We start from the raw sequence: 23,856 nt of genomic DNA, 5'->3' as shown, positions 1-23,856 counted from the left end.
TGTTGGTAGCTTGCTGGTCTTCTGTTCTTAGTTGATATACTTTTTCGCATCTAACGCTTAGCCTAGGGGGTTGGCATGACAAATAAGGTTGAATGGGACCGCATGATTGCCGGGGAGCTCTATAGCCCCTATCGGGTTAACGACCATTCGTTTAGTAGGGTGCATGCGGCTCAGAAGTTGTTTAATGAGTCGGAGTATTGGGCTGATTCGAGCGCCTTTGAGGAACTAAAGAAGTGTTTTCGCGTTGCTCCGGACGATATGGTCTTAACGGCTCCCGTTTATTTTGATCACGGCGACAGGGTTTCGTTTGGTAACCATTTCTATGCGAATACCGGTTTGACGATTCTGGACGAAAATTACGTGACCTTTGGCGACAACGTCTTTCTAGGACCCCATGTGAGTATATTTACTGCTGGGCATCCAATTGACGCCGATGTGCGCAATCTAGACCTCGAGTATGCTAAGCCTGTCGTAATCGGCAACAACGTCTGGATGGGCGGCGGGGTGATTATCAATCCGGGCGTATCAATCGGAGACGATGTGGTCATAGCCTCAGGTTCAGTTGTTGTTAAAGACGTTCCAAGCCACGTCATCATCGGCGGCAATCCAGCTCATATCATTCGAGAGATTACCGACAACGATCGCAAGCTCTGGCAAGGCCAGCTGAATGCCTACAACGAGGCAATTGGATCATAGCCTCGGCATTCCCGCAGATAAAACCTACTAAAACAAACCTATCCCTTATTGGCAGGTTTTCCGTGGGGCGGGCACTGATGAAGCTTATCGCGAGTTCCGCACGAACAGGAGGCCACTTAATGTGGCCTCCGTCGTGAGCAGGACTGTAGAGCAGGAAACTTCATCAGTGCCCGCCCCACGGGAAACCGTCGGGATAGACCAGTTCAGATGGGGCTTTGATGCATGGGTGGTCTGTTGTTGTGCAAATGGGTATCATACTGTGGTTATTGCATCGACTCTACGATGCATTGTTGTATGTGCCCGGCGGTCGGTTTGCCAGAAGCGCCCCGTCGGTTGTTCCAGACCCGTTTCGAAGAAAGGAAACAACACTCACCTATGGCAGCTAAAAAATCATCTCCCTTGAAGATCATCCCGCTCGGCGGCCTTGACGGCATCGGCAAGAACATGACGGTCTTCGAGTGCGGCGACGACATGGTGCTCGTCGACGCCGGCCTCATGTTCCCGGATGACTCCCAGCCTGGTATCGACCTGGTGCTTCCCGACTACACCTATGTTCTGGAGAACGAGGAGAAGCTCCGCGGTATCGTCGTCACCCACGGCCACGAGGACCACACCGGTTCGCTTCCGTATCTGCTGCAGGACCTCAACAATAAGGTGCCCATCTTCTCGAGCAAGCTGACGCTTGGCTTTATCGAGGGCAAGCTTTCTGAGTTCCGCATCCGCGCGCCCAAGTTCCGCGAGGTCAAGGGTGGCAGCCATGTCAACCTCGGCGGCATCTCGCTCGACTTCTTCTCGATGACGCACTCCATCCCCGGCGCTCTGGGCGTGTTCATCCGCACCAATCAGGGCACCGTTATGCACACCGGCGACTTTAAGCTCGACCAGACGCCCATCGACGGCGTCACGCCCGACTATGCCGCTATCAGCCGCTTTGCCAAGCAGGGCATCGACCTGCTGCTTTCTGACTCCACCAACGCCACGGTTCCCGGCTTTACCAAGTCTGAGGCCGAGGTTGGTCCCAACCTGCTGCACGCCATCAAGAACGCCCCGGGTCGCGTGTTCGTCGCATCGTTCTCGAGCCACATCCATCGTTTGCAGCAGATCTGCGATGCCGCCCGCAAGTGCGGCCGTAAGGTCGTTGTGACCGGTCGTTCCATGCTCACGAACACCCGCGTGGCGCGCGAGCTCGGTTATCTCAACATCGATGATGCCGATATCATCGATGCCTTTGACATTGATAACCTGCCCGACGACAAGATTGTCGTCATGTGCACCGGTTCGCAGGGCGAGCCGCTGTCGGCCCTGTCCCGCATGGCCAATGGCGAGCACAAGACGCTCTCCATCCACGAGGGCGATACCGTTATCCTCTCGGCAACTCCTGTTCCCGGCAACGAGAAGGCCGTCCAGCAGGTCGTCAACAGCCTGGCCAAGCTCGGCTGCGACGTGTGGGATAAGAACCGCGCTCTCGTTCACGTCTCCGGTCACGGCAGCCAGGAGGAGCTCAAGCTCCTGATGGCCATGGCCAAGCCCACGTACTTTATGCCGGTTCACGGCGAGGCCGTGCACCTGCGCGCCCATGCCCAGCTGGCCCGCAAGATGGGTCTCAAGGACGATCATATCTTTATCCTCGATAACGGCGACACGCTCGAGATGCGCGGCGGTATCGTCAAGCGCGGTACGCCCGTCGAGTCCGGCGTCGTCTACGTCGACGGCCTGCGTATCGGCGATACCGACCCCATCGTCTTGCGCGATCGCCAGAAGCTCGCCAACGACGGTATGGTTACCGCTGTTGCCATCGTCTCGCTCAAGCACAAGAAGATCGAGGCCATCGAGTTCTCGGGCCGCGGCGTCTCGTTTGCCATCGACGACCAGTTCTCCGAGGATGCCTCCGCGTCCATTATGAAGACGATCGAGAAGGGCAAGTTCAGCTTTACGAGCAGCGGTTCCGATGCCATTCGCAAGGCCGTGCGCGACTCGCTCTCCAACTTTATCTGGAGCCGTACGCGCACTCGTCCGATGATCATCCCGGTCGTCATGGAGGTTTAGTTTGGCGCGCGGATCTGCACAAAACGCCAAAGGCAATAAGGCCAACAACCAACCGGCATCTACTAAGGGTGCCGGTTCCCATCTGCGTGCCAATAAGGGCCACGAGTCCGAGTTCGATGATTTCGAGCCCTTGGTCGAGCCCTCGGCCAACCGCGATATCGCCGGCGTGGTCATTGCCGTTTTGGCGATTGCGTCCTTTATTGCCGTGATTTCGCCGGCGACTGCGCCCGTTACGGCTGCGGTTGCCGGTTTCTACCACTTGGGCTTTGGTCTGGGCGCCTACGTGCTGCCGATCGTCATTTTGCTGTTTGCCGCCACGCTCTTTTTAGGCGAGGACTCGCCGCTCAACGCGCGCTCTGTTGCGGGCGGCGCCGTGGTCTTTATTGCCGTCGTCTCCATTCTTTCGTTGATGGTGCCGGGTACGAGCGACTCGTGCGACCTTATGTTCACGCCGCAAAATCTGTCCGCCTCGGGTGGCTACATCGGTGCGTTTATTGCGAGTGCGCTGCAAAATGCCCTGGGTAAGCCTATCGCGATGGTAGTCCTGCTGGGCCTTGTCGTCGTGGGCTTGGTCATCATTGGCTTTTCGGTGGGCGGCGTTTTGCGCTCTGCCCGCGACCGTGCGGCAGATTTTGCCGAGCGCCGTCGTGCCGACGTCAACGCGAGTCCGTGGGGTGACGATGAGGCCCTGTCGGTGCCTGGTATCGCCCGTCCGCACCTGAGCATTTTTCGTCAAAAGGGCTCCGATGCGGCCGTGACCACGGTCATGGGCAATGATGTGGACCCGGTTTTGGACGATGACGACGAGGATCCGTTTGTCGACGTGTCCGATGCCGTGGAGGCTGAGCGCGCTAAGACGACGCTGCTGCCGCGCCGTCATGCCAAGAAGAGCAAGGCCACACCCAAGTTGAATACAAGTGAGCCCGATCCGTCTTGGTCCGAGAGCGAGATTGAGCTCACCGAGGGCGATGACGAGGACGACGAGGGTCTGATTGAGACCGCAAAGACAACTTTGCTGCCGCGTCGCCATGCAAAGCGCGACCAGGTAACCGGTCAGCTTTCGATGGAAGACGACCCCGATAAGATCGACGAGTCCGAGCCGCCGTTTGCCGTGAATCCTGTCTCGGCAGCACCTCAGATCCCCGACTTCTTGAAGCATCCCAAGGTTGCCGATGCGCCTGCCTTGAGTGCTGTCGAATCGGCTGCGGCTAGCGATGGGGGAGCGGACGGCGGCGCCGCAGATAACGAGGGCGAAGAAGAGGACGGCCTCAAACTTCCGCCACTTGAGATTCTGCATGCCAACCCGCAGTCGGCTTCCTCTGCGTCTTCTGACAAGGAGCTGGAACAGACTGCCGAGTCGCTTCAGTCCACCTTGCTGGAGTTTGGTCGTAGTGCCCGCGTGGTCGGCTGGATCGCCGGCCCCACGGTGACGACCTTTAAGCTGCAACCTGGCGAGGGCGAGCGCGTGAGCAAGATTTCGAGCCTCGAGGACGATATCGCGCTATCGCTTGCTGCCCAGTCCGTGCGTATCTTTGCCCCGATCCCCGGCACCTCGCTTGTGGGTATCGAGATCCCCAATCGCAAGCGCCAGAACGTCAACCTGGGCGACGTGCTTCCCTATGTGAAGGGCGGTCCGCTCGAGCTCGCCATCGGTCGAGATGCCGAGGGTACGCCGGTCGTCGCCGACCTTGCCAAGATGCCCCACCTGCTGATCGCCGGTACCACGGGTTCCGGTAAGTCGGTCATGATCAACTCCATCATCACGACCTTGCTCATGCGCGCCCTTCCCGAGGACGTTCGCCTGATCATGGTCGACCCCAAGCGCGTCGAGCTTGCGGGCTATAACGGTCTGCCGCATCTTTACGTGCCTGTAGTGACCGAGCCCAAGCAGGCCGCGAGCGCTCTGCAATGGGCCGTGTCCGAGATGGAGCGTCGCCTGAAGGTCTTCGAGCGTCTCAACGTGCGTAAGATCTCGACCTACAACGAAAAGCAGGCCGCCGGCGAGTTTGAGCATTACGATAACCCGCCGCAAAAGATGCCCTACCTGGTCATCATCATCGACGAGCTCTCGGACCTGATGATGGTCGCCGGTAAGGATGTCGAGGCCTCGATCGTGCGTATTGCTCAGCTGGGCCGTGCCGCCGGTATTCACCTCATCGTGGCTACGCAGCGTCCGAGCTCCAACGTGGTGACGGGCCTCATCAAGGCCAACATCACCAACCGCATCGCCTTTAACGTCGCCACGGGCATCGACTCGCGCGTCATCATCGACCAGATGGGTGCCGAAAAGCTCACCGGTTTGGGCGACATGCTGTTCTCTAAGGTCGACTGGGGCAAGCCCCGCCGTATCCAGGGCTGCTTTGTCTCGGATGATGAAATCAACGAGATCGTCGAGTTCGTCAAGTCGCAGAGCGAGCCCGACTACCACGAGGAGATCCTGTCTGCCGTGGCGCCCGCTTCCATGTCCATGGCGGGTGGCGGCGGCATTGTCCGTACCGGAGTCGCCGAGCCGCAAGACGATGATCCGCTCATTTGGGAAGCCGCCCATATTGTGGTGGAATCGCAGCTTGGCTCCACATCTGGCCTGCAGCGTCGTCTGAAGGTTGGCTATGCGCGTGCCGGGCGTATTATGGATATGCTGGAAGAAAAGGGTGTCGTCGGCCCGCCCGACGGTTCTAAGCCGCGCGAGGTCCTGTTGGACGAGGAGGGGCTTGCCGCGCTGGAGTCTGTCGATGCCGAGATGGCACGTGAAGATCGTGAGTTTGGAGGATTCTGATGGCTGCACGCTTTGGTGACATGCTGCTTGAGCAGCGTCGCCGAATGGGCCTTTCCATTCAGCAAGTCGCCAACACCATCAAAATCAGGCCGCAGATCATCGAGTTTTTCGAGACCGGTAACTTTGCTTCGATGCCGCCGCGCGGCTATGCGCAGGGCATGATTTCGAGTTATGCTCGCTTTTTGGGCCTCAATCCGCGCGAGGTCGTCAATGCCTACTTTGACGATCTGATGGCATACGAACGCGAGACGTCGCAGCAGGGCGGTCGTTTTCAGGACGCCGCCGGCTACGTTAATTCGCGTTCCTCGGTCGATAACGGGCGCTTCCTGATGGTTCAGGGCGGTCGTTCGACCCGCTATGGACAGCGTCCTCAGCAGGCCGGTTATATTACCGAGACGGGTTCGGGCGAGGAGATTCGCTCGCAGCGTGACCGGTTCCGCAGTACGCCGATGCCCGAGGACCGCGCACTCCCCGCTGCCCGCGGCGTGGCGCGTGACCCTCGTGCCGGCTACGGCGACGGCGGCTATTCCGATCGCGGTTACCGTGGTGTCTCCACCGGACGCTCTCGCGGTGGCTATGCGGATGCCGATACCACACAGGTGACGCCGCGTCTTCGCTCTCAATCGCAGCCGTATGGCCAGCGCTCTTCGGCTCCGCGTGCGGGACAGCGTGGCTATCAAGGCCGCGGTGAACTTGCGCCCCGCTCGGGTCAGCGCAGCCTTCAGGGCCAGGGTGGCTATCGTGGCCGTTCCGATAGCAATCGTGGTCGTATGCCTCAGGGAGGCGGCCGCAGCAGTTCCAGTCGTGGACGCGGCGGATCACGTACTCCTCAAAACAACGGGCTCGATCCGCGTATCGTCTACGCCGGCATCGGTGCCGTTGCGCTGCTGTTGATTGTGCTCATCATGGTGCTTCTGCGCGGCTGCGCATCTTCGGCGCCCGAGACCACGCCCGAGACGCCCACTGCTACCAAGACGACGACCAAGAAGTCTTCTAAGAAGACCGAAACGGTCGACGAGGACGAAGACACCGATGAGGCGACGGATGAGTCGACTGACTCGGACGCTACCAAGACGACGGCCAAGAAGGAAGAGAACGAGGTCACGAAGGTCAAAGTCTCCGTTGCCAAGGGAAAGACCGCGTGGATTGAGGTCAAGGTCGACGGCAAGTCGGTCTATGGCGCCCAAGCGACTGGCCCCTTTGAGCAGGAGTACACGCCCGAGTCCTCGATCGAGATCACCACGTCCAAGCCTTCCGATGTCACCGTTACCAAGAACGGTGAAAAGGTCCGTTACGACACCAAGACCTCGGGCGTGGCGCGTGTGACGATCACCGTTCCCAAGAAGGAGACGACTGATTCCGAGAATGGTGAAAGTTCTGATGGTACCGACACCACCGATGGTGCCGATACCACCGACGTTACCGATGCCCAGTCCGCGGATGGCGCCGATACCGCAACTGACGGTCAGACGCCCACCGATTCTACCGACTATTCGTACGATAGCTACTAAGCCGCTCGTACGCGAAAGGAAACATCATGGCTAAAGATTCCAGCTTCGACGTCGTGTCCGAGGTCAACATGCAAGAGGTCGACAACGCCTTTCAGCAGACCACGCGCGAGATTTCCCAGCGCTATGACCTTAAGGATTCCGGCGCTACGATCGAGCTTTCGAAGGGCGACAAGCTCTTTACGATTAACGCCCCGGCCGACTTTGTCTCCAAGCAGATTATTGACGTGCTGAGCTCCAAGCTCATCAAGCGCGGCATCGACCTCAAGGCTGTCTCGTGGGATGCTCCTCAGGCGGCATCGGGCGGCACCGTGCGCGTGTTCGGCCATATCGTCGAGGGTATCGACCAGGCGACCGCCAAGAAGATCAACAAGGACATCAAGGACCAAAAACTCAAGGTCAAGGTGACCATCGAGGCCGACAAGCTGCGTGTTTCCTCTGCTTCGAAGGATGCGTTGCAGACCGTGATCCAGTTCCTGCGCGACCAGGACTACGGCCAGCCGCTACAGTTCACCAACTACCGCTAATATCATTCGAAAGGACCGCTCTCCAACATGGATACACCGTTGGGCTCCGTGCTCTACATCACCCTCGGGTGCGCTAAGAACGAGGTTGACACCGACCGCATGCGTTCTCTTTTGACCGCCGCAGGCTACGAGGAGGCATTCGACCCGCAGGATGCCGATATCGCTATCGTCAATACGTGCTCGTTTCTTGCCTCCGCAACGTCCGAGAGCATCGAGACCACGCTCGAGCTCGCCAACGAGGTTCAGGACGGCGTTCGTTCTTGCCCCATCGTCATGTGCGGCTGTGTGCCGTCGCGCTATGGCGACGACCTGCCTGACGAGCTGCCCGAGGTCGCTGCCTTTGTGAAGGCCGACGAGGAGGACGGCATCGTGGCGGTCATCGATGGCGTACTGGGTGTCGAGCGTGAGATCGCAGCCTATATTCCGCAGGTCAAGCGCACTGTCGAGGGCGCTGTCGCCTACGTCAAGATCTCCGATGGCTGCAATCGTTTTTGCAGCTTCTGCATGATCCCCTACATTCGCGGTCGCTATCATTCGCGCAATGCCGAGAGCATTATCTCCGAGGTGCGCGACCTGGTTGCCGGCGGTGTGCGCGAGATCGTGCTGATCGGCCAGGACACGGGTATTTGGGGCACCGACTTTGCCGACGAGGACGTCGCCGAGGGCTCGCCGCGCAATCTGGCACAGCTGCTGCGTGCCGTCGCTGAGGCCGTGCGTCCGCACAACGTCTGGGTCCGCGTGCTCTACCTGCAGCCCGAGGGCATGACTGACGAACTCATCGAGACGATACGCGATACGCCCGAGGTGCTGCCCTATATCGATATCCCCGTGCAGCACTGCGACGCGCGCATTCTTAAGGCCATGCGTCGCTCCGGTTCGCGCCAGGAGCTCGAGGATCTGTTCCGCGACCTTCGCGAGCGCATCCCCGGCATCGTGATTCGTTCCACGGCCATGGTCGGCTTCCCGACCGAGACCGACGACGAGTTCCGCGACCTTATCGACTTTATGGACACCGTCGGCTTTGACTACACGAGTGTCTTTGCCTACTCGCGTGAGGAAGGTAGCCTGGCCGCCAAGATGGAGGGCCAGGTCGATGAGGAGGTTAAGCTCGAGCGCGCCCAGGAGGCCATGGACCTGGCCGAGTCGCTCGGTTTTGCCGCCACCGCCGCCCATGTGGGCGAGCGAGCCCAGGTAATCGTCGACGGTATCGAAGAGACCGAGGATGGCGCCGAGCTGATCGGCCATGCCTGGTTCCAGGCGCCCGATTCCGATGGCGCGGTGCATCTGGACGCCAGCGAGGCGTCCGTGGGCGATATTCTGACCGTCGAGTTTACCGATAGCTTCTGCTACGAGCTTATCGGTCATGTTGTGGAGTAGGAGAGCGTCGTGGCTAACGAGAGTAATAAGGAACTGACGAGTGTCTGGACGCCCGCCAACATCGTGACGTGCGTTCGCATCGTCTTTATCCCGGTGTTCATGATCGTGTCGGCGCTTTCTCACACGAGTGTTGCCGGTACGGATTGGAGCACCTTCGACGGCCCGCTCGCCGCCGCTGCCTTCATTCTGTATGTGATCCTGTCGTGCACCGATAAGGTCGACGGTTATCTGGCGCGTTCGCGCAACGAGATCACCGACTTCGGTAAATTCTTGGACCCCATCGCCGATAAGCTGCTCGTGTTCTCGGCCCTGCTGCTGTTCTTGGATTTTGGCGCAGTGACCGTGTGGTCCGTGTTCATTATCCTGTTCCGTGAGCTTCTGGTGAGCGCCCTTCGCATGGTCGCGAGTGCGGCCGGTGTGGTCGTTGCGGCCGATAAGCTCGGCAAGTACAAGACGGCAACCACGATGGTCTCCATTTGCGGTTACCTGTGCGTTTTTGCTATGGCCGGCTTGCACCTTGGCCCGGTGGCGCTAACGCTCGGCATCTACTCGGTGTCGCGCTTCCTGTACGCCGTTGCCGTTGTCCTGACCGTTATCTCGGGCGCCCAGTACTTCTGGAACTGCCGCAAGATCGTCTTTTCGGTCTAGGTCCTGGTGGGTATGACGGACTCTTTTGAGCAGATTTCCGCACATAACGAGGAGCTGGCGCGCGATATCGTCGAGCGCGCGAGCGCTCGGGGTGTGACGGTTTCGACGGCTGAGTCGCTGACGGCGGGTATGATCGCCTCGACGATTGCCGATATCCCGGGCGCCTCGGCGGTGCTGCGTGGCGGTGCGGTGACCTACTGCGATGAGATTAAGCATCGCGTGCTGGGTGTTGAGCAGGAGACGCTCGACCGCTACACCGCGGTGTCGCATCAGACCGCGCGCGAGATGGCGTCGGGTTCGCTGGAGCTGTACCAGAGCGTTATTGCAGTGAGCGCAACGGGTTATGCCGGCCCCGGCGGTGGTACTGAGGACGATCCTGCTGGCACTTTCTATATTGGCTGGGCACATCGTTCCGCCGATGGGGGAGTGCCGGTCGTGGACTCTGTGCGCTGCCACTATGAGGGCGACCGTTCGTGTGTTCGTGCCCATGCGGTCACGGAGGCATTGGGTCGCATTGCCCTTGTGCTCAACTCTATGGAATAGACGTGTTTTAAGGGGCCTCCGGGCCCCTTAATTGTGGAGATAGGGACCTCCGGCGAATTTTATCTTTGTGCAGGTAGTTGTCGTATTTTTCCTCGCCATGATTTTCTTGGTTCGCCTGCGGTCAAGCATTTGGTCAGTGTTTGGTCGGCGTTTGGTTGGGTTTTGGAAAGACCGCCTGCATATGATTGGCCTGAACGGTTGACCACGAACAGCCGTTCGTTTATTATCGATGCAGGTTGTTAAGAGGAGGGCTATTCATGGCCAAGAATTCAGGTCCCGTACGTACCGTTCATGCTCGCACGACGGGTAAAGAGCGCGATGAGATGATCGCCACCACCAAGGCCGAGATCGAGAAGAAATTCGGCCAGGGTTCCATCATGAGGTACGGCGACGGTGGTCCCGAGCTCGAGGTCGAGGCCATTCCCACGGGCGCCCTGGCCCTCGATGCCGCGCTGGGTATCGGCGGCGTGCCGCGCGGCCGTATCGTCGAGATTTACGGTCCTGAGTCCTCCGGTAAGACGACGCTTTCGCTCGAGATCCTGGCCGAGGCCCAGGCAATGGGTGGCGTTGTGGCATTTATCGATGCCGAGCACGCGCTTGATCCCACGTATGCCGCGCGCATCGGCGTGGATATCGACGAGGTGCTCATTTCCCAGCCCGATACGGGCGAGCAGGCGCTCGAGATTGTTGACATGCTCGTGCGTTCCGGCGCCATCGATGCCATCGTCGTCGACTCCGTCGCCGCGTTGACCCCGCGTGCCGAGATCGAGGGAGAAATCGGCGATACTACGGTCGGTCTTCAGGCTCGCCTGATGAGCCAGGCGCTCCGCAAGCTCGCCGGCTCGCTGTCCAAGTCCAACACGACGTGCATCTTCATTAACCAGCTGCGTGAGAAGATCGGCGTCATGTTCGGCAACCCCGAGACTACGACGGGCGGCCGCGCCCTTAAGTTCTTTTCTTCGGTGCGTATCGACATTCGCCGTATCGACAGCATAAAGCTTAAGGACGAGGTTATCGGTAACCGCGTGCGCGCCAAGGTCGTTAAGAACAAGGTGGCAGCTCCGTTCCGTTCTGCTGAGTTCGACATCATGTACGGTACGGGCATCTCTAAGGAGGGCTCGATTCTGGACATGGCTGTCGAGTGCGGCATCTGCAAGAAGATGGGCTCCTGGTTTGCCTATGGCGAGGACAAGCTCGGCAACGGTCGCGAGGCCGCCAAGGCGTTCCTGCGCGAACACCCCGATTGCGCTGACGAGATTGAGCATAAGGTCCGCCTTGCCTGCGGACTTGAGTTTGATGACGATGCTCCGTCCGAGGTCGAGCTGACCGATCAGCCTGCGCCTGAGGAGTTTGACGAGCTTTACGCCATCGATGGTTCCGCCATGCTCGATGATGACGACGAGTAGCGGTTACGCTCATGTCGTATACGGTGACCGAGGCCACGGTCGTCTTTCCCGATAAGAAGGCGGCCTCCTCGTTCTCGAGCGGGTATGCGTCCAAAAAGCCTTGCGCACATATCGATTGTGAGCTTGAGGGCGGTTTTGAGCGGTCCATTTGGATTCCCGTGCGGGTCGCGCGCCTGTATGTCAAAAATCGCCCCGACCTGCCCTGCGATTGGGATAACTTTCGTGAGGCGGTACAGCTCATCGAGCGTAAATGTGCGCTTACCATGGTGACCGAGATGTTATCGCGCCGCGACCATGCGACGGGTGAGGTCCGTGACAAGCTGGCTCGCTACGGCTTTCACCAGCCCGCGATCGATTTCGCCGTCGAGCGCGCCACCGAGTATCACTTTTTAGACGAGAACCGCTTTTGCTCGTACTTTATCGAGGAGCGCAAGCGGCGCGGTTGGGGACAGCGCAAAATCGAGACCGAGCTCAAGCGCCGTCATGTCGTGCTCGATGACATTCCCGGTTATCCCGAGGATTATTTTGCCGTCGAAGACGATTTGGCGCGTGCGTCAGCCCTGCTCGCCAAGCGGCGTGTTCCAGAGACGCGCGGATTCGAAAAACTGGTTCGGTTTTTGATGGGTAAGGGCTTCTCGTATCACATCGCCGCCGATGCCGTTAAGGCACGTCTCGATGCCGAATGCGAGGAATGTGCGCTTTAGGCGTATGCGTTTTGTGGTCCTGCCGTTCACCGCGTTTTAGCCGCCGTACTGGGGCCATTTATTTGACAGTTGTTGTGGTTCAACGTACGATAAACACTGTCATTTGCTTTGTGATATGTGCTCATCTGTGATGAGTTTGTTTATATGTTTATCTGTATCCGACCCGCATAAGCTGCGCCCATATTACTCAAATGTCGCGAGCCGTTCGTAAGGACGGTTCGCTTTGTTGTGTAACGAATCCATAAAAAGGAGTGAGCATGCCTATCATTGCAGCGCTCGTTGGCATCGTTTTGGGTGCCGTCGCCGCCATTGCCTACATGCGCACCGCCAAGCAGGGTAGTCTTCACGAGGCCGACGAAAAGATTCAGTCGGCACACGCACAGGCTGAGTCCCTGATCGGTGATGCTAAGCGTCAGGCTGAGACCCTCAAAAAAGAGGCTCTGCTCGAGGCTAAAGAGGAGATCATCAAGAACAAGCAGGCCGCCGAGGCCGAGGACAAGCAGCGTAAGAGCGAGATTCGTACGCTCGAGAACCGCGTGATGCAGCGCGAGGAATCCCTCGATCGCCGCAATGATGCTCTCGACAAGCGCGAGCATCAGCTGTCCAGCCAGGCCGGTCAGGTCGAGAAGCGCTCCCGCGAGCTCGAGGAGCTTTGCGCGAAGCAGACCTCCGAGCTCGAGCGCATCGCCGACCTGACCCGCGAGGACGCCCACAAGGAGCTTCTCGATAAGGTTCGCGGCGAGGTCACCCACGAGGCCGCCACGATCATTCGCGAGTCCGAGCAGCAGGTTCGCGCCGAGTGCCACAAGACCGCCCAGGAGATTCTGTCCTTGGCGATTCAGCGCTGTGCCGCCGACCACACTGCCGAGGTCACCGTTACCTCCGTGCACATTCCCTCTGATGACCTCAAGGGCCGTATCATCGGTCGCGAGGGTCGCAACATCCGGACCTTCGAGCAGGTTTCCGGCGTCAACCTCGTGATCGACGACACGCCCGAGACCGTCGTTCTTTCGAGCTTCGACCCGGTCCGTCGTGAGACCGCCCGTGTTGCCCTCGAGAACCTCATCGCCGACGGCCGTATTCACCCCGCCCGCATCGAGGAGATGTATCACAAGGCTGCCGACCTGGTTCAGCAACGCGTGCGCGAGGCTGGCGAGCAGGCTGCCTTCGATACCGGCATTCACGACCTGCACCCCGAGATCGTCAAGACCCTTGGTGCCCTGCGCTACCGTACTTCGTTTGGTCAGAACGTGCTTCAGCACTCCCTCGAGGTCTCTGACCTGTGCGGCGTGATGGCTTCCGAGCTTGGCCTGGACGTTGTGACCGCCAAGCGCGCCGGCCTGCTGCACGACCTGGGCAAGGCAATCGACCATGACGTCGAGGGCCCGCATGCCGTCATCGGCGCCGAGCTTGCCCGCCGTTATGGCGAGAAGCCCGTTATCGTCCATGCTATCGAGGCTCACCATGCCGACGTCGACCCCAACACGGTGCTCGATGTCCTGGTACAGGCCGCCGATGCTGTCTCTGCCTCTCGCCCCGGTGCCCGTCGCGAGTCTGCCGAGAACTACATCAAGCGTCTTGAGAAGCTCGAGGAGATTGCCAACTCCCATGACGGCGTCGAGCGTACCTATGCCATGCAGGCTGGTCGCGAGGTCCATGTCATGGTTCAGCCGGACAAGATCTCCGATGCCCAGTCCACGGTCCTGGCTCACGATATCGCCCATCAGATCGAGGAAGAGATGGAGTATCCCGGTCAGGTGCGCGTCGTCGTGATTCGCGAGAGCCGCGCTGTCGATATCGCTAAATAACATGAGCGACGCGAACGAGCTCATCTCATTTATCGCGTCGATGTCGGGGGAGGGCAACCTTCGCGTCGAGGAGAACCTTGGCGAGGGGTATGTCCGCCTCCGCGTTTCGGAGGCCGAGCGGCGCCAGGCAAAACACGACATTCAGCATGTCGAGGATATCGTCATCGAAATGCTCCGTAATGCTCGCGATGCCGGCGCCGACAAGGTCTATCTCGCCACGACCAAGGAAGATGGCGTCCGCACGCTTGTCTTTCTGGATAACGGTTCGGGCGTTCCGCAGGATATGCAAGAGCGAATCTTCGATGCCCGCGTTACCTCCAAGCTCGAGAGCATGAAGATGGACCGTTGGGGCGTTCACGGTCGTGGCATGGCATTGTTTTCGATCAAGCAGAACACCGACGAGGCCCGTGTGGTCACGTCCGGCGTCGATCTTGGTTCAGCCTTTAAGGTGAGCGTTGCAGCCGACCGCCTCAGTGAGCGTGCCGATCAGTCCAGCTGGCCCCAGGCCGTCAAGGATGAGGACGGACGTTATGTCTGTGCTCGCGGCCCGCATAATATTATTCGCGCTGCCTGTGAGTTTGCGCTCGAGGAGCTGCGTGGTTGCGATGTCTATCTTGGTTCTCCGTCTGAGATTGCCGCGACCCTTTATGCTCAGGCGTCAAGTCGGCTCGATACGTCTCGTCTCCTGTTTATTGATGACGAGAGCGAGCTTCCGGTTGTCGATCGTTTAGGCCTTGCCTCTGATGCCGAGGACTTTATTCGTATCTGCTCGGGTTTGGGTCTTGAGATGTCCGAGCGCACGGCACATCGCATTTTGGCAGGGCAGATTAAGCCCGTTCGCGGTGTGACCGCGCGTCTGCTGCGCGAGCGTGATTCGTCCTCGCATGCGCCGGCTCCTGTCGATCTCGCGAAGGATCGTCGCGGGCTTCGTATTGCCAAGGATGACATGGCACAGTTTTCGCGTGCTGTGGAGCGCGACTTTAATGACCTTGCCGCTCGGTACTATCTCAACCTTTGCGGCGACCCAAAGATTCGCGTTTCGCGTGATCGAATCACTGTGACCTTCGATCTTGCCAAAGAGGAATAGTGCCTTTACCGAGTCCACTCGGTACGATACAGTTATTGCAGTTAAAACGTACTTTTAAACGCAGGAGTTTCTTCATGGATTGCCTGAAGGTATCAAGCAAATCATCGCCCGCGTCCGTTGCCGGCGCCATCGCCGGCATGGTCAAGGATGGTGTACCCGTCAACATCCAGTGTGTCGGTGCCGGTGCTGTCAACCAGGCCATTAAGGCCGTTGCTATCGCGCGCGGTTTTTTGATTCCAACCGGTTTTGATATTTCCTGTGCGCCCGTGTTCTCCGACATCCTCATTAACGGGGAGTCGCGCACGGCTATCCGCCTTTCTATCTACGTTCACCAGATCAATCGAGCCGCTATGGATAACGTCGTCATGGATGATGTTAAGCCTGTGGCATAGCTTCTGCTTGCCTCGATTCGCCTCCCTTCCATCGTTAGGACTTATGCACATGGACCAGCGTTCCGTACGCGATATTCTTGCCGGTAAAACCTACTTTATCCGCACCTTTGGCTGCCAGATGAATCAGCACGATTCCGAGCGCGTGAGCGGTCTGCTTGATTCGTATGGCTGTCTCATGGCGCTCGATCCCGCGCATGCCGATATCGTTGTCTTCATGACATGCTGTGTGCGTGAGGCCGCCGATACTCGCCTGTACGGTCAGTGCAATTCCTGCAAAAGCCTGCCGCCTTCGCCTTCGGGCAAGCGTGTGGTTGCCGTGGGCGGCTGCATTGCGCAGCGTGATGGCGAGGGCCTGCTCATCAACGTCGATAACGTCAATGTCATCTTTGGCACGCATTCTATCGCACATGTGGCCGAGCTCATTGCCGAGGCGTTCCTTGACGGCAAGCGTCATATCCGCACCAATGAGCATGAGGATACGGATGCCATGAGCATGCCGTGGCATCGCGAGACCCAGTATCACGCCTGGGTGCCCATCATGACGGGCTGCAATAATTTCTGCACCTATTGCATCGTGCCGTACGTGCGCGGTCGCGAAAAGAGCCGCCCCTTCGAGGAGATTGTCGACGAGGTGACCGGTTTGGTGCGCCAGGGCGTGCGTGAGATTACGCTGCTGGGCCAAAACGTTAACTCATATGGTCGCGATCTGTTTGGCAAGCCACGTTTTGCCGATTTGCTGCGCGCGGTGGGCGATACGGGCGTCGAGCGCATCTTCTTTACCTCTTCTCATCCTAAGGATCTGCTGCCCGAGACCATCGACGCCATGGCCGAGACGCCCGCCGTCATGCCGCAGCTTCACTTGGCCGTTCAGTCGGGCTCCACGCGTATCCTCAAAGAGATGAATCGCCGTTATACACGCGAGGACTATCTGGGCCTGGTCGATCGCATTCGCAACCGCATGCCCGATATCGCGCTCTCGACCGATATTATCGTTGGCTTCCCGGGCGAGACTGAAGAGGACTTTGAGCAGACGCTCTCACTTGCCGAGACGGTCCGCTATGCTCAGGCCTATACCTTCATCTATTCCAAGCGCGCCGGTACCCCGGCCGCAGAGATTGACGATCCTACGCCGCATGAGGTTATTCTCGAGCGTTTCAACCGCCTGGTTAAGGTTATCGAGACTACGGCACACGAGTATAACCAGGGTGAGCTTCATACTGTGGTGCCGGCGCTCATTGAGGGAACGAGTAAAAAGAACGACGCGGTCCTGCTGGGCAAGAGTCCCAAGAATCAGACCGTGCATGCGCCTATCCCCGAGGGTTACAGCATCGATCAGCTCGTTGGCAAGATCGTTGATGTTGACGTCGACGTTGCCAAGACCTGGTATTTGTCCGGCTCCGTTGTGGGCGAGCCGCGCTAATGGTTTCTCCCGGGGCAGGTCTTTCCGCCGTTGCGATCGTCGGTCCGACGGCGGTTGGTAAGAGCGATGTTGCCGACCGTTTGGCAGCTCGTCTTTCGTCCGAAGTGCTGTCGTGCGATGCGATGCAAATCTATCGCGGCATGGACATCGGTACTGCAAAGATGGCGCCCGATGAGTGTACGGCGCCGCTGCGTCTCGTCGACATTGTAGAGCCGGGTGTGGCATATTCTGCTGCGCTTTATCAGGCTGACGCTCGTGTGCATGTTGAGCGTTTGCTTGGCGAGGGCCGCCTACCGGTGTTTTGCGGGGGCACAGGCTTGTATCTCAAGGCCGCCCTGGATGAGATGGATTTTCCCTCGGGCGAGCTTGAGGACGATCGTCGCGCGGGGTATCAGGAACTTGCCGAGCGCATAGGCGAGGAAGCGCTGCACGCGCTGCTTGCCGAGCGTGACCCCGAGTCCGCTGCGGTCATCCACCCCCATAATGTTCGTCGCGTGATTCGCGCGCTCGAAATGCACGATGATGGAGTGTCCTACGCGCAGCAAAAGTCGCAGTTTAGTGTTCCGCGCGAGCATTATCATGCCCTATGGTTTGGTCTGACGCGTAATCGCGAGGTGCTCTACGAGCGCATTAACCTGCGTGTCGATCTGATGTTTGAACAGGGTCTTGTTGATGAGGTTCGCGGTCTTATGGACCAGGGTCTGGGAGATGCCCTGACTTCGATGCAGGCAATTGGCTATAAAGAGATCATCGATGCTTTCAATGGCGTGACGAGCATGGATGAGGCTCGCGAACTCATTAAGATGCGTTCGCGTCGCTATGCCAAACGTCAGCTTTCGTGGTTTAAGCGCGATGACCGTATCGTGTGGTTTGATATGGATGAATTTACGATCGATGAGGTCGTTGAGGATATCCTGCATCGTATTGAGGCTGCCTAATGGCCCGTTTTCCCCTTGTTCCCACGGCACCCGAGCCCGAGCGTGCCATATTAGTTGGTGTTGAGTGGCGCGACAATGCGTGGCCGCTCGATCGTTCGCTTGACGAGCTCGAGCGCCTGGCCCATACGGCTGGCGCCCAGTGCGTGGCGCGTTTGTCACAGCGTCTGGTCAAACCCTATCCTAAATCGTTTATCGGCTCCGGTAAGGTAGAGGAGCTTTGCGGCCTGGTTCATCGCATGGATGCCGATGTTGTTATCTTTGACGACGACCTGACGCCCTCGCAGCAATCCTATTTGGAGAAAGCCGTGGGCGAGCCGGTAAAGATTATCGATCGTACGGCACTGATCTTGGATATCTTTGGCCTTCATGCTCAGACGCGTGAGGGACGCTTACAGGTACAGCTGGCACAGCTTCAATATCTGTTGCCTCGTCTGCGTGGCATGTGGAGCCATCTCGCCAAGGAGCAGACGCGCGGCGGCATCGGCTCACGTTTTGGTCAGGGCGAAAGTCAGCTCGAGGTCGACCGTCGCCTCATTCGTAATAAGATCGCTGCGCTTCGTCGTGAGCTCAAGCAGGTTGAACAGCGTCGCGATGTTCAATCCAAGAGCCGCATTGAGTCACCGGCGTTTCGCGTCGCGTTAGCCGGTTATACCAATGCCGGTAAATCGACGTTGCTCAATCGTCTGACCGGCTCTACGGTACTTTCTCAGGACAAGCTGTTTGCTACGCTCGATCCGACGACGCGTTCGTATCGCCTGCCCGGCGGTCGCGGCATGACGATTACTGATACCGTCGGCTTTATTCAAAAGCTGCCGCATGGTCTGGTCGATGCCTTTAAATCGACGTTGTCTGAGGTGTTGGGTGCCGATTTAATTCTCAAAGTCGTGGATGCGTCTGATGAGGACTATGAGCGACAGCTTGAGGCTGTCGACCGCGTGCTTGATGAGATCGGTGCCGGAGAGCGTTTAACGCTTACGGTGTTCAATAAAATCGATCTTCTCGATAGCGTCGATCGATTGAGTTTCCGTCGTCGTTATCCGGAAGCTGTTCTGTTCTCGGCCCAGACGGGCGAGGGACTCGACGATCTCGTCGACCGTATTGCTCGTGAGGCGGCTGCCACCGATGTGTTGCTCTCCGCTGATATCCCGTATCGTGAGGGCGCCCTCATCACGCTGGTGCATGAGCAGGGAACCCTTCTGCATGAGGAATATCTAGAGGACGGAGTTCGCATTGTGGCGAAGTTGCCGGCCCGAATCGCGCCGCGTCTAGAGCGTTACCGCACCGAGTAGGCGAGCTCCAAAATGCCCAGAATGATGGGCTGATGCAGCAGATAAAAGGGGAGTGCATGACGTCCAAGGCTGGCGAGCGCCGGGATGGGATTGGCGTAGGCCCAGCTTGGGACGGTCTTATCGATTCCCTGCGCTATGTGTGCGGCGAAGTATCCTGCAAGATACATAAAGAAAAACGGGATGATGGGGTAGTAATCACCTGAAACAAACCCAGGGCTCGGAAATCCCAGCCACGCCAGGTAGGGGACAGGATAGATCGTTTTGGGGATACTCCAGGTGAGGGCGAACAACACAAGGCATAGGGACATGCCCCATCTCGCCGATATCTTCTTAAGGACGGGATCGGTCAACGCCACGATGCCGGTACATGCGGCCATGCAGTAGATGATGCCAAAATTAACCGAATCGTCTACTGAGACAAGTGTTGTTGCCAACCAGACGACGAGTGCTGCTAAGGCGTATTTGGCGGCACGTTTGATATTGTTGCGTGAGAGCGTGCACATCCAACCCGCGATAAACAAGTATACCCAGCTGATGCTGGCACGCCAGATGTCTTGAAAGACGGTCTGTGTAAACCAGGGCATATCCCAACCGTACAGGTAGGCGAGATCGTAGCAAGCGTGAAAACCTGCCATTGAAATCATCGTAAACCCGCGGACGGTGTCAAAGATGGTGATGCGTTTTTGCATTACGAGAACCGGCGCATCAAGCCGACGACTTTGCCCAAGATAACGGGATTCGTTGCATAGATAGGCTCCATGGTGTCATTCTCGGGCTGCAGGCGTACGCGTCCCTGCTCCTTGTAGAACGTCTTGACGGTCGCTGAACCATCAATCATGGCCACGACAATTTCGCCGTTCATGGCACTCTTTTGTTCACGGACGATGATGTAATCGCCATTGAAGATGCCGACATTGATCATTGAGCTCCCATGCACCTCAAGGATAAAGGAACCCTGATCGGTGGCGATTTCGGTCGGGATAGTAAAAGTGTCTTCGATATTCTGCTCGGCCAGAATGGGAATCCCAGCCGCGACGCGACCAACGAGCGGTAGCGAGACCGTTCCGCGAGGTGCGGTGGGCTCGTCAGATTTAGAAATTGAGACCGAGGAACCGTCCTCGTTAAAGAGTTCCAGGGCGCGCGGTTTGGTGGCATCGCGCTTGAGTAGCCCGCGCGCCTCCAGGGCAGATAGATGGGCGTGCACGGTGCTGGGGGAGGAAAGGCCCACGGCAGAAGCCATCTCGCGCACGCTGGGCGGATAACCCTTCTCCTGCTGATATTCCTTGATGAAGTCGTAAATTTGCTGCTGACGCTTGGTAATTTTGCGAGCCATCAGGGCATCCTCTCTACCCATGTCAAACAAATGTTCGAATTTTGCTTGACAGGAACAACTGTTCGAAGATAATAATAACCGAACATTCGTTCTCGCGCTAGACATTTTTGTCCGCGCGGCTTGATAAAACTGTTCTCAGCAAAACACGCGAGAGGAGAACATGATGAACGCAACGAATATGGTCCAGGGAAACCTCGCCCTTAAGCTCGAGATGCCTGCAGAACCCACTTTTACGGTTGTTCAGGGTGGCCGCTCCGGCTTTCAGCCTTTGACCGTAAAGCCTGCTCGCAATCAGCAGACTGTAGTCGCGCCGGCCCGCGTTGCCCTGAAGGTTCCGACGATTGTCGCCGTTGCCGTTGCGCTTACGCTCTTCTTTGTCCTCGCTACGTCGGTCTTTAGCGCTCGTCACGCCGCGTATGCCGAGTCCGTTTCCAACGTTACCTATGAGACCATTCGCGTTCAGCCTGGCGACTCTCTTTGGTCGCTTGCCGAGGAATATCCAATCGAAGGCCTTTCCACGCAAGAGACTTCCGACATGATCCGTAACGTCAATCATCTGGAGCATGGTTCGCTCGCCGCCGGTGCGCATCTTAAGGTTCCTGCTCGTTCGTAATCATTATCGCGCTGCGCATGGTACCCTTGTTATCGTTTAAGAGGAGGTACCATGCGCTGTCCCAAATGCGGCAAGGCACATACCCGCGTCGTTGATTCCCGTATGCAGGAGTCAAATAACACCATTAAGCGTCGTCGCGAATGTTGCTCGTGTAACTACCGCTTTACAACGTTCGAGCGATGTGAAGACCCAATCGAGGTCATTAAGTCAGACGGAACCAAGCAGCGGTTCGATCGCAATAAGCTGCTCGTCGGCTTGATGCGCGCCACCATCAAGCGCGATATCGACACTAAGAAGCTCAATGAGATTATCGACGACATTGAGGTCGAGCTGCGCTCTCGCACGCTGACGGCCGTCACGTCGCATGAGTTGGGTGACATGGTGCTCAAGCGCTTGGCCAAGATCGACAAGGTGGCGTACATCCGCTTTGCCTCGGTCTACCGCGATTTCAAAGACGTCGATGAGTTTCTGCAAGAGCTCGACAAGCTAAGGTGATTCCATGTCCAACATTACCGTCAACATAAAGCGTCTCGACCCCACCGTCGAGCTTCCTAAATACGCCCATCCCACCGATGCCGGCTTGGATCTGCGCTCCAACGAGGATTGCGTCCTGAAGCCCTTCGAACGTCGTCTGGTCTCTACTGGGCTGGCTATCGCCCTACCCGATGGCTACGCCGGCTTCGTCCAGCCCCGCAGCGGCTTGGCCATCAAGCAGGGCCTGTCTATAGTCAATACGCCGGGCCTCATCGACGCCCACTACCGAGGAGAACTCAAGGTTATCCTCATCAACCTGGATCCCTCCAACAATATCCAAATCAACAAAGGCGACCGCATGGCCCAACTCGTCATCCAAGAAGTCCCCACGGTCAACCTCGTAGAAGTAGAAGAACTAGACGAAACCGACCGAGGCAAAGGAGGCTTCGGCTCCAGCGGCGTCGCCTAGGGGCGCTCGTATCCCTCCCGCCCGGGGCTTACCTATATCATTCCATGCTCAAACATTCTCGCGTCGCTTCGCTCGCTGCGAAACTGCGCGTGGAACGATATAGGTAAGCCCCGGGCGGGCGGCTACTCGCTTGAAACAATATTTACTTTTCTAGTAAGCCGATGCGATAAAGGGATACCCCCTTTTGTCGCATCGGCTTACTGTATTTATATTTTCCTGTTTTACCTTTGCAGGTTCTAATGGAGGGGATACCGAAGTAGCTGCTAGTAAGTAAACGCAGCCGCTCTGTCGGAGCCGCCCTTATATCGTTCCACGCGCAGTTTCGCAGCGAAGCGAGAATGTTTGAGCATGGAATGATATAAGGGCGGCTCCGACAGAGCGGCGGACATTCGACTAGCGGATATGCGCGGGTTTTCCGCCCCAATAGAAGCGGCAGAAGGCTCGTTTGCGCTTTTGGGGCTTGCCTACTAGCTCCATGGTTGCGATGGCGATGTCTTCGGCTGCGTGGGGGCGGCGTAGTACTTCGCCGTTGATGAGTAGCGCTTTGAGCGACTCAGGGTGGTCGTGCAGGTGACGAAGCGTCACGATGAGTTCTCGTGCGGTGGTGACATGCATGCTGGCGCCCATGCCGGTGAGCATCGTGGTGTTGGCCTTTTCCTGGCCGTATGATTTGCCCAGCAGGATCATCGGCAGATGAGCGCACAGGCACTCGGTGACGGTGAGCCCGCCCGATTTGAGGATTGCCAGGTCGCAGCCGTGCATGAGGGCTGCCATATCGTCCACGTAGTCCAGAACCGTGACGTTTTCGAGCTTCATGGCGTCGAAGAGCGTCTTGAGGCGGGTGGCGTATTCCTCATCCTTGCCCGGCAAAAAGACAAAGTGCATGTCCTCGAAGCTGCGCAGGAAGGGGAGTGTGCGGTCCATCTCCGCGCGAAAGCGAACGTACGGTTGAGGCAAACTGGCACCGGCCATCACCAACACAACGGTCTTGTCAGCGGGGAGATTGAACTTCTCGAGTTCTTCCTCGCGATTGTAGTCCGTATCAAACCCGGCGCGAATGGGGATGCCTGTAATGCGGATTTTGGTCTCGGGAACTTTACGGGGGCGAAGTGTCTCGGCCATAAATTCGTTGGCTACGCAGAACAGATCGGTGTCCTTGTGGGGCCAAAAGCCTTCGACTTCATAGTCTGTTGGTACGCAGATGACGGGATAATCGATACCCGTGATGACGCGGGCACCCACAGCGACGTTGGCCGCCGTGATGTGTGTTGCGACCACGGCTATGGGCCTGCGGGTGCGGACATATTCGTTGAAGGCAGGGAACATAATACGTGACCATGCCGTGCCTCCGCCCCAGAGCAGATGTCCCGTAAACGTGTATCGCCAGGTTAGGTCATATATGGGACGCGTGGCGCCGGTAAACGAAGCTGCTGTTTTATTACCATCGAACCTAATACGTCCAAAATCGAGGATATCCAGGACTTCGATCTCAACATCCTCAGGGATTCCCTTGGTGCCGCTGATAAGGTCAAATGCTTGTGCAATCGCGTTGGCGGCGGCTTTGTGGCCCGATCCAACCGATGCGTGCACGATGGTTACTAGGGGTTTTTGTGCAGGTGAAACGGTCATTTGCTCCGGTTGGGGAGTAGCTTGCATGGGCAGGGGAGCGCTATTGCCCGTCTGCGTTTGATCCATCGATAACTCCCCTTCAGCTTTGTTACGCGATTTAACATTGTAGTGCATGAGTGTCATGTTCACGTAAATTTGGGTATGAGCGCAAAGAACGTCAATGTATCGACGAG

General features: G+C 57.9%; 22 protein-coding genes. 19 read left to right on the top strand and 3 right to left on the bottom strand.

Features of this window, described 5'->3' with window-relative positions; all coding sequences use genetic code 11:
- The first annotated feature begins 75 nt into the window (after positions 1-75).
- The 16 genes from AAA069_RS02930 (at position 76) to hflX (ending at position 19,165) form a co-directional block, all read left to right on the top strand.
- On the top strand, positions 76-696 hold the full coding sequence (locus tag AAA069_RS02930) for a sugar O-acetyltransferase (RefSeq protein WP_349127520.1): 621 nt from the start codon (positions 76-78) through the stop codon (positions 694-696).
- Between the two features lie 375 nt (positions 697-1,071).
- Positions 1,072-2,742 carry a ribonuclease J gene (locus AAA069_RS02925; RefSeq protein ID WP_022094702.1) on the top strand — a complete coding sequence of 557 codons (1,671 nt, stop codon included), beginning with the start codon at positions 1,072-1,074 and terminating at the stop codon, positions 2,740-2,742.
- A 1-nt stretch (position 2,743) separates the two neighbouring features.
- Positions 2,744-5,518 carry a DNA translocase FtsK 4TM domain-containing protein gene (locus AAA069_RS02920; RefSeq protein ID WP_349127519.1) on the top strand — a complete coding sequence of 925 codons (2,775 nt, stop codon included), beginning with the start codon at positions 2,744-2,746 and terminating at the stop codon, positions 5,516-5,518.
- Positions 5,518-7,029: a RodZ domain-containing protein gene (locus AAA069_RS02915; protein WP_349127518.1), complete on the top strand. Its 1,512-nt coding sequence runs from the start codon at positions 5,518-5,520 to the stop codon at positions 7,027-7,029. Before AAA069_RS02920 ends, AAA069_RS02915 begins: the two co-directional genes overlap by 1 nt.
- Positions 7,030-7,055: 26 nt before the next feature.
- Positions 7,056-7,553 carry a YajQ family cyclic di-GMP-binding protein gene (locus tag AAA069_RS02910; RefSeq protein WP_117797784.1) on the top strand — a complete coding sequence of 166 codons (498 nt, stop codon included), beginning with the start codon at positions 7,056-7,058 and terminating at the stop codon, positions 7,551-7,553.
- Between the two features lie 27 nt (positions 7,554-7,580).
- Positions 7,581-8,930, top strand: a complete 1,350-nt coding sequence (gene rimO / locus AAA069_RS02905; RefSeq protein ID WP_349127517.1) for a 30S ribosomal protein S12 methylthiotransferase RimO — start codon at positions 7,581-7,583, stop codon at positions 8,928-8,930.
- Between the two features lie 9 nt (positions 8,931-8,939).
- The gene (gene pgsA, locus AAA069_RS02900) at positions 8,940-9,578 is read left to right on the top strand and encodes a CDP-diacylglycerol--glycerol-3-phosphate 3-phosphatidyltransferase (protein ID WP_040359858.1); all 639 of its coding nucleotides are present in this window, start codon (positions 8,940-8,942) and stop codon (positions 9,576-9,578) included.
- A gap of 12 nt (positions 9,579-9,590) precedes the next feature.
- Positions 9,591-10,121 carry a CinA family protein gene (locus AAA069_RS02895; RefSeq protein ID WP_349127516.1) on the top strand — a complete coding sequence of 177 codons (531 nt, stop codon included), beginning with the start codon at positions 9,591-9,593 and terminating at the stop codon, positions 10,119-10,121.
- Between the two features lie 257 nt (positions 10,122-10,378).
- Positions 10,379-11,527 (top strand): recombinase RecA, encoded by a 1,149-nt coding sequence (gene recA / locus AAA069_RS02890; RefSeq protein WP_022094695.1) that lies wholly within the window; start codon positions 10,379-10,381, stop codon positions 11,525-11,527.
- Positions 11,528-11,538: 11 nt separating this feature from the next.
- A complete protein-coding gene (locus AAA069_RS02885) occupies positions 11,539-12,231 on the top strand; it encodes a regulatory protein RecX (RefSeq protein WP_349127515.1) in 693 nt (230 codons plus the stop codon).
- 257 nt (positions 12,232-12,488) lie between these two features.
- Positions 12,489-14,039, top strand: coding sequence for a ribonuclease Y (rny, locus tag AAA069_RS02880; RefSeq protein WP_118205712.1), 1,551 nt, complete (start codon positions 12,489-12,491; stop codon positions 14,037-14,039).
- Position 14,040: 1 nt separating this feature from the next.
- Complete coding sequence (locus AAA069_RS02875) at positions 14,041-15,126, top strand: ATP-binding protein (RefSeq protein ID WP_006235981.1); 1,086 nt, start codon at positions 14,041-14,043, stop codon at positions 15,124-15,126.
- A gap of 74 nt (positions 15,127-15,200) precedes the next feature.
- The gene (locus AAA069_RS02870; RefSeq protein ID WP_006235982.1) at positions 15,201-15,518 is read left to right on the top strand and encodes a stage V sporulation protein S; all 318 of its coding nucleotides are present in this window, start codon (positions 15,201-15,203) and stop codon (positions 15,516-15,518) included.
- Between the two features lie 49 nt (positions 15,519-15,567).
- Positions 15,568-16,938 (top strand): tRNA (N6-isopentenyl adenosine(37)-C2)-methylthiotransferase MiaB, encoded by a 1,371-nt coding sequence (gene miaB, locus AAA069_RS02865; protein WP_349127514.1) that lies wholly within the window; start codon positions 15,568-15,570, stop codon positions 16,936-16,938.
- Positions 16,938-17,876 carry a tRNA (adenosine(37)-N6)-dimethylallyltransferase MiaA gene (gene miaA / locus AAA069_RS02860; protein ID WP_349127513.1) on the top strand — a complete coding sequence of 313 codons (939 nt, stop codon included), beginning with the start codon at positions 16,938-16,940 and terminating at the stop codon, positions 17,874-17,876. The genes miaB and miaA overlap by 1 nt, the downstream gene beginning before the upstream one ends.
- Complete coding sequence (hflX, locus tag AAA069_RS02855) at positions 17,876-19,165, top strand: GTPase HflX (protein WP_117654789.1); 1,290 nt, start codon at positions 17,876-17,878, stop codon at positions 19,163-19,165. Before miaA ends, hflX begins: the two co-directional genes overlap by 1 nt.
- On the opposite strand, the gene AAA069_RS02850 is transcribed toward hflX, so the two are convergent.
- Both AAA069_RS02850 and lexA read right to left on the bottom strand, forming a co-directional pair.
- The gene (locus AAA069_RS02850) at positions 19,150-19,854 is read right to left on the bottom strand and encodes a heparan-alpha-glucosaminide N-acetyltransferase (RefSeq protein ID WP_349127512.1); all 705 of its coding nucleotides are present in this window, start codon (positions 19,852-19,854) and stop codon (positions 19,150-19,152) included. The two genes, hflX and AAA069_RS02850, sit on opposite strands and share 16 nt — an antisense overlap.
- A complete protein-coding gene (gene lexA, locus AAA069_RS02845) occupies positions 19,854-20,498 on the bottom strand; it encodes a transcriptional repressor LexA (RefSeq protein WP_040359862.1) in 645 nt (214 codons plus the stop codon). Before lexA ends, AAA069_RS02850 begins: the two co-directional genes overlap by 1 nt.
- Before the next feature lie 163 nt (positions 20,499-20,661).
- Between lexA and AAA069_RS02840 the strand changes: the two genes are divergently transcribed.
- The 3 genes from AAA069_RS02840 to dut are packed head-to-tail and all read left to right on the top strand — an operon-like array spanning position 20,662 to position 22,054.
- Positions 20,662-21,111 carry a LysM peptidoglycan-binding domain-containing protein gene (locus tag AAA069_RS02840; protein WP_349127511.1) on the top strand — a complete coding sequence of 150 codons (450 nt, stop codon included), beginning with the start codon at positions 20,662-20,664 and terminating at the stop codon, positions 21,109-21,111.
- A gap of 51 nt (positions 21,112-21,162) precedes the next feature.
- The gene (nrdR, locus tag AAA069_RS02835; RefSeq protein WP_022093781.1) at positions 21,163-21,606 is read left to right on the top strand and encodes a transcriptional regulator NrdR; all 444 of its coding nucleotides are present in this window, start codon (positions 21,163-21,165) and stop codon (positions 21,604-21,606) included.
- Positions 21,607-21,610: 4 nt separating this feature from the next.
- Positions 21,611-22,054 (top strand): dUTP diphosphatase, encoded by a 444-nt coding sequence (gene dut, locus AAA069_RS02830; RefSeq protein WP_349127510.1) that lies wholly within the window; start codon positions 21,611-21,613, stop codon positions 22,052-22,054.
- A gap of 393 nt (positions 22,055-22,447) precedes the next feature.
- Here the strand turns inward: dut and AAA069_RS02825 are convergent, their stop codons facing one another.
- Positions 22,448-23,749, bottom strand: coding sequence for a glycosyltransferase (locus AAA069_RS02825; RefSeq protein WP_349127509.1), 1,302 nt, complete (start codon positions 23,747-23,749; stop codon positions 22,448-22,450).
- Between the last annotated feature and the right edge of the window lie 107 nt (positions 23,750-23,856).

Source organism: Collinsella sp. CLA-SR-H006 (genome assembly GCF_040097075.1).
Taxonomy (GTDB): Bacteria; Actinomycetota; Coriobacteriia; order Coriobacteriales; family Coriobacteriaceae; genus Collinsella.
Note: the sequence above shows the minus strand (reverse complement) of the source record. Positions and strands in the feature narration are given on the sequence as shown.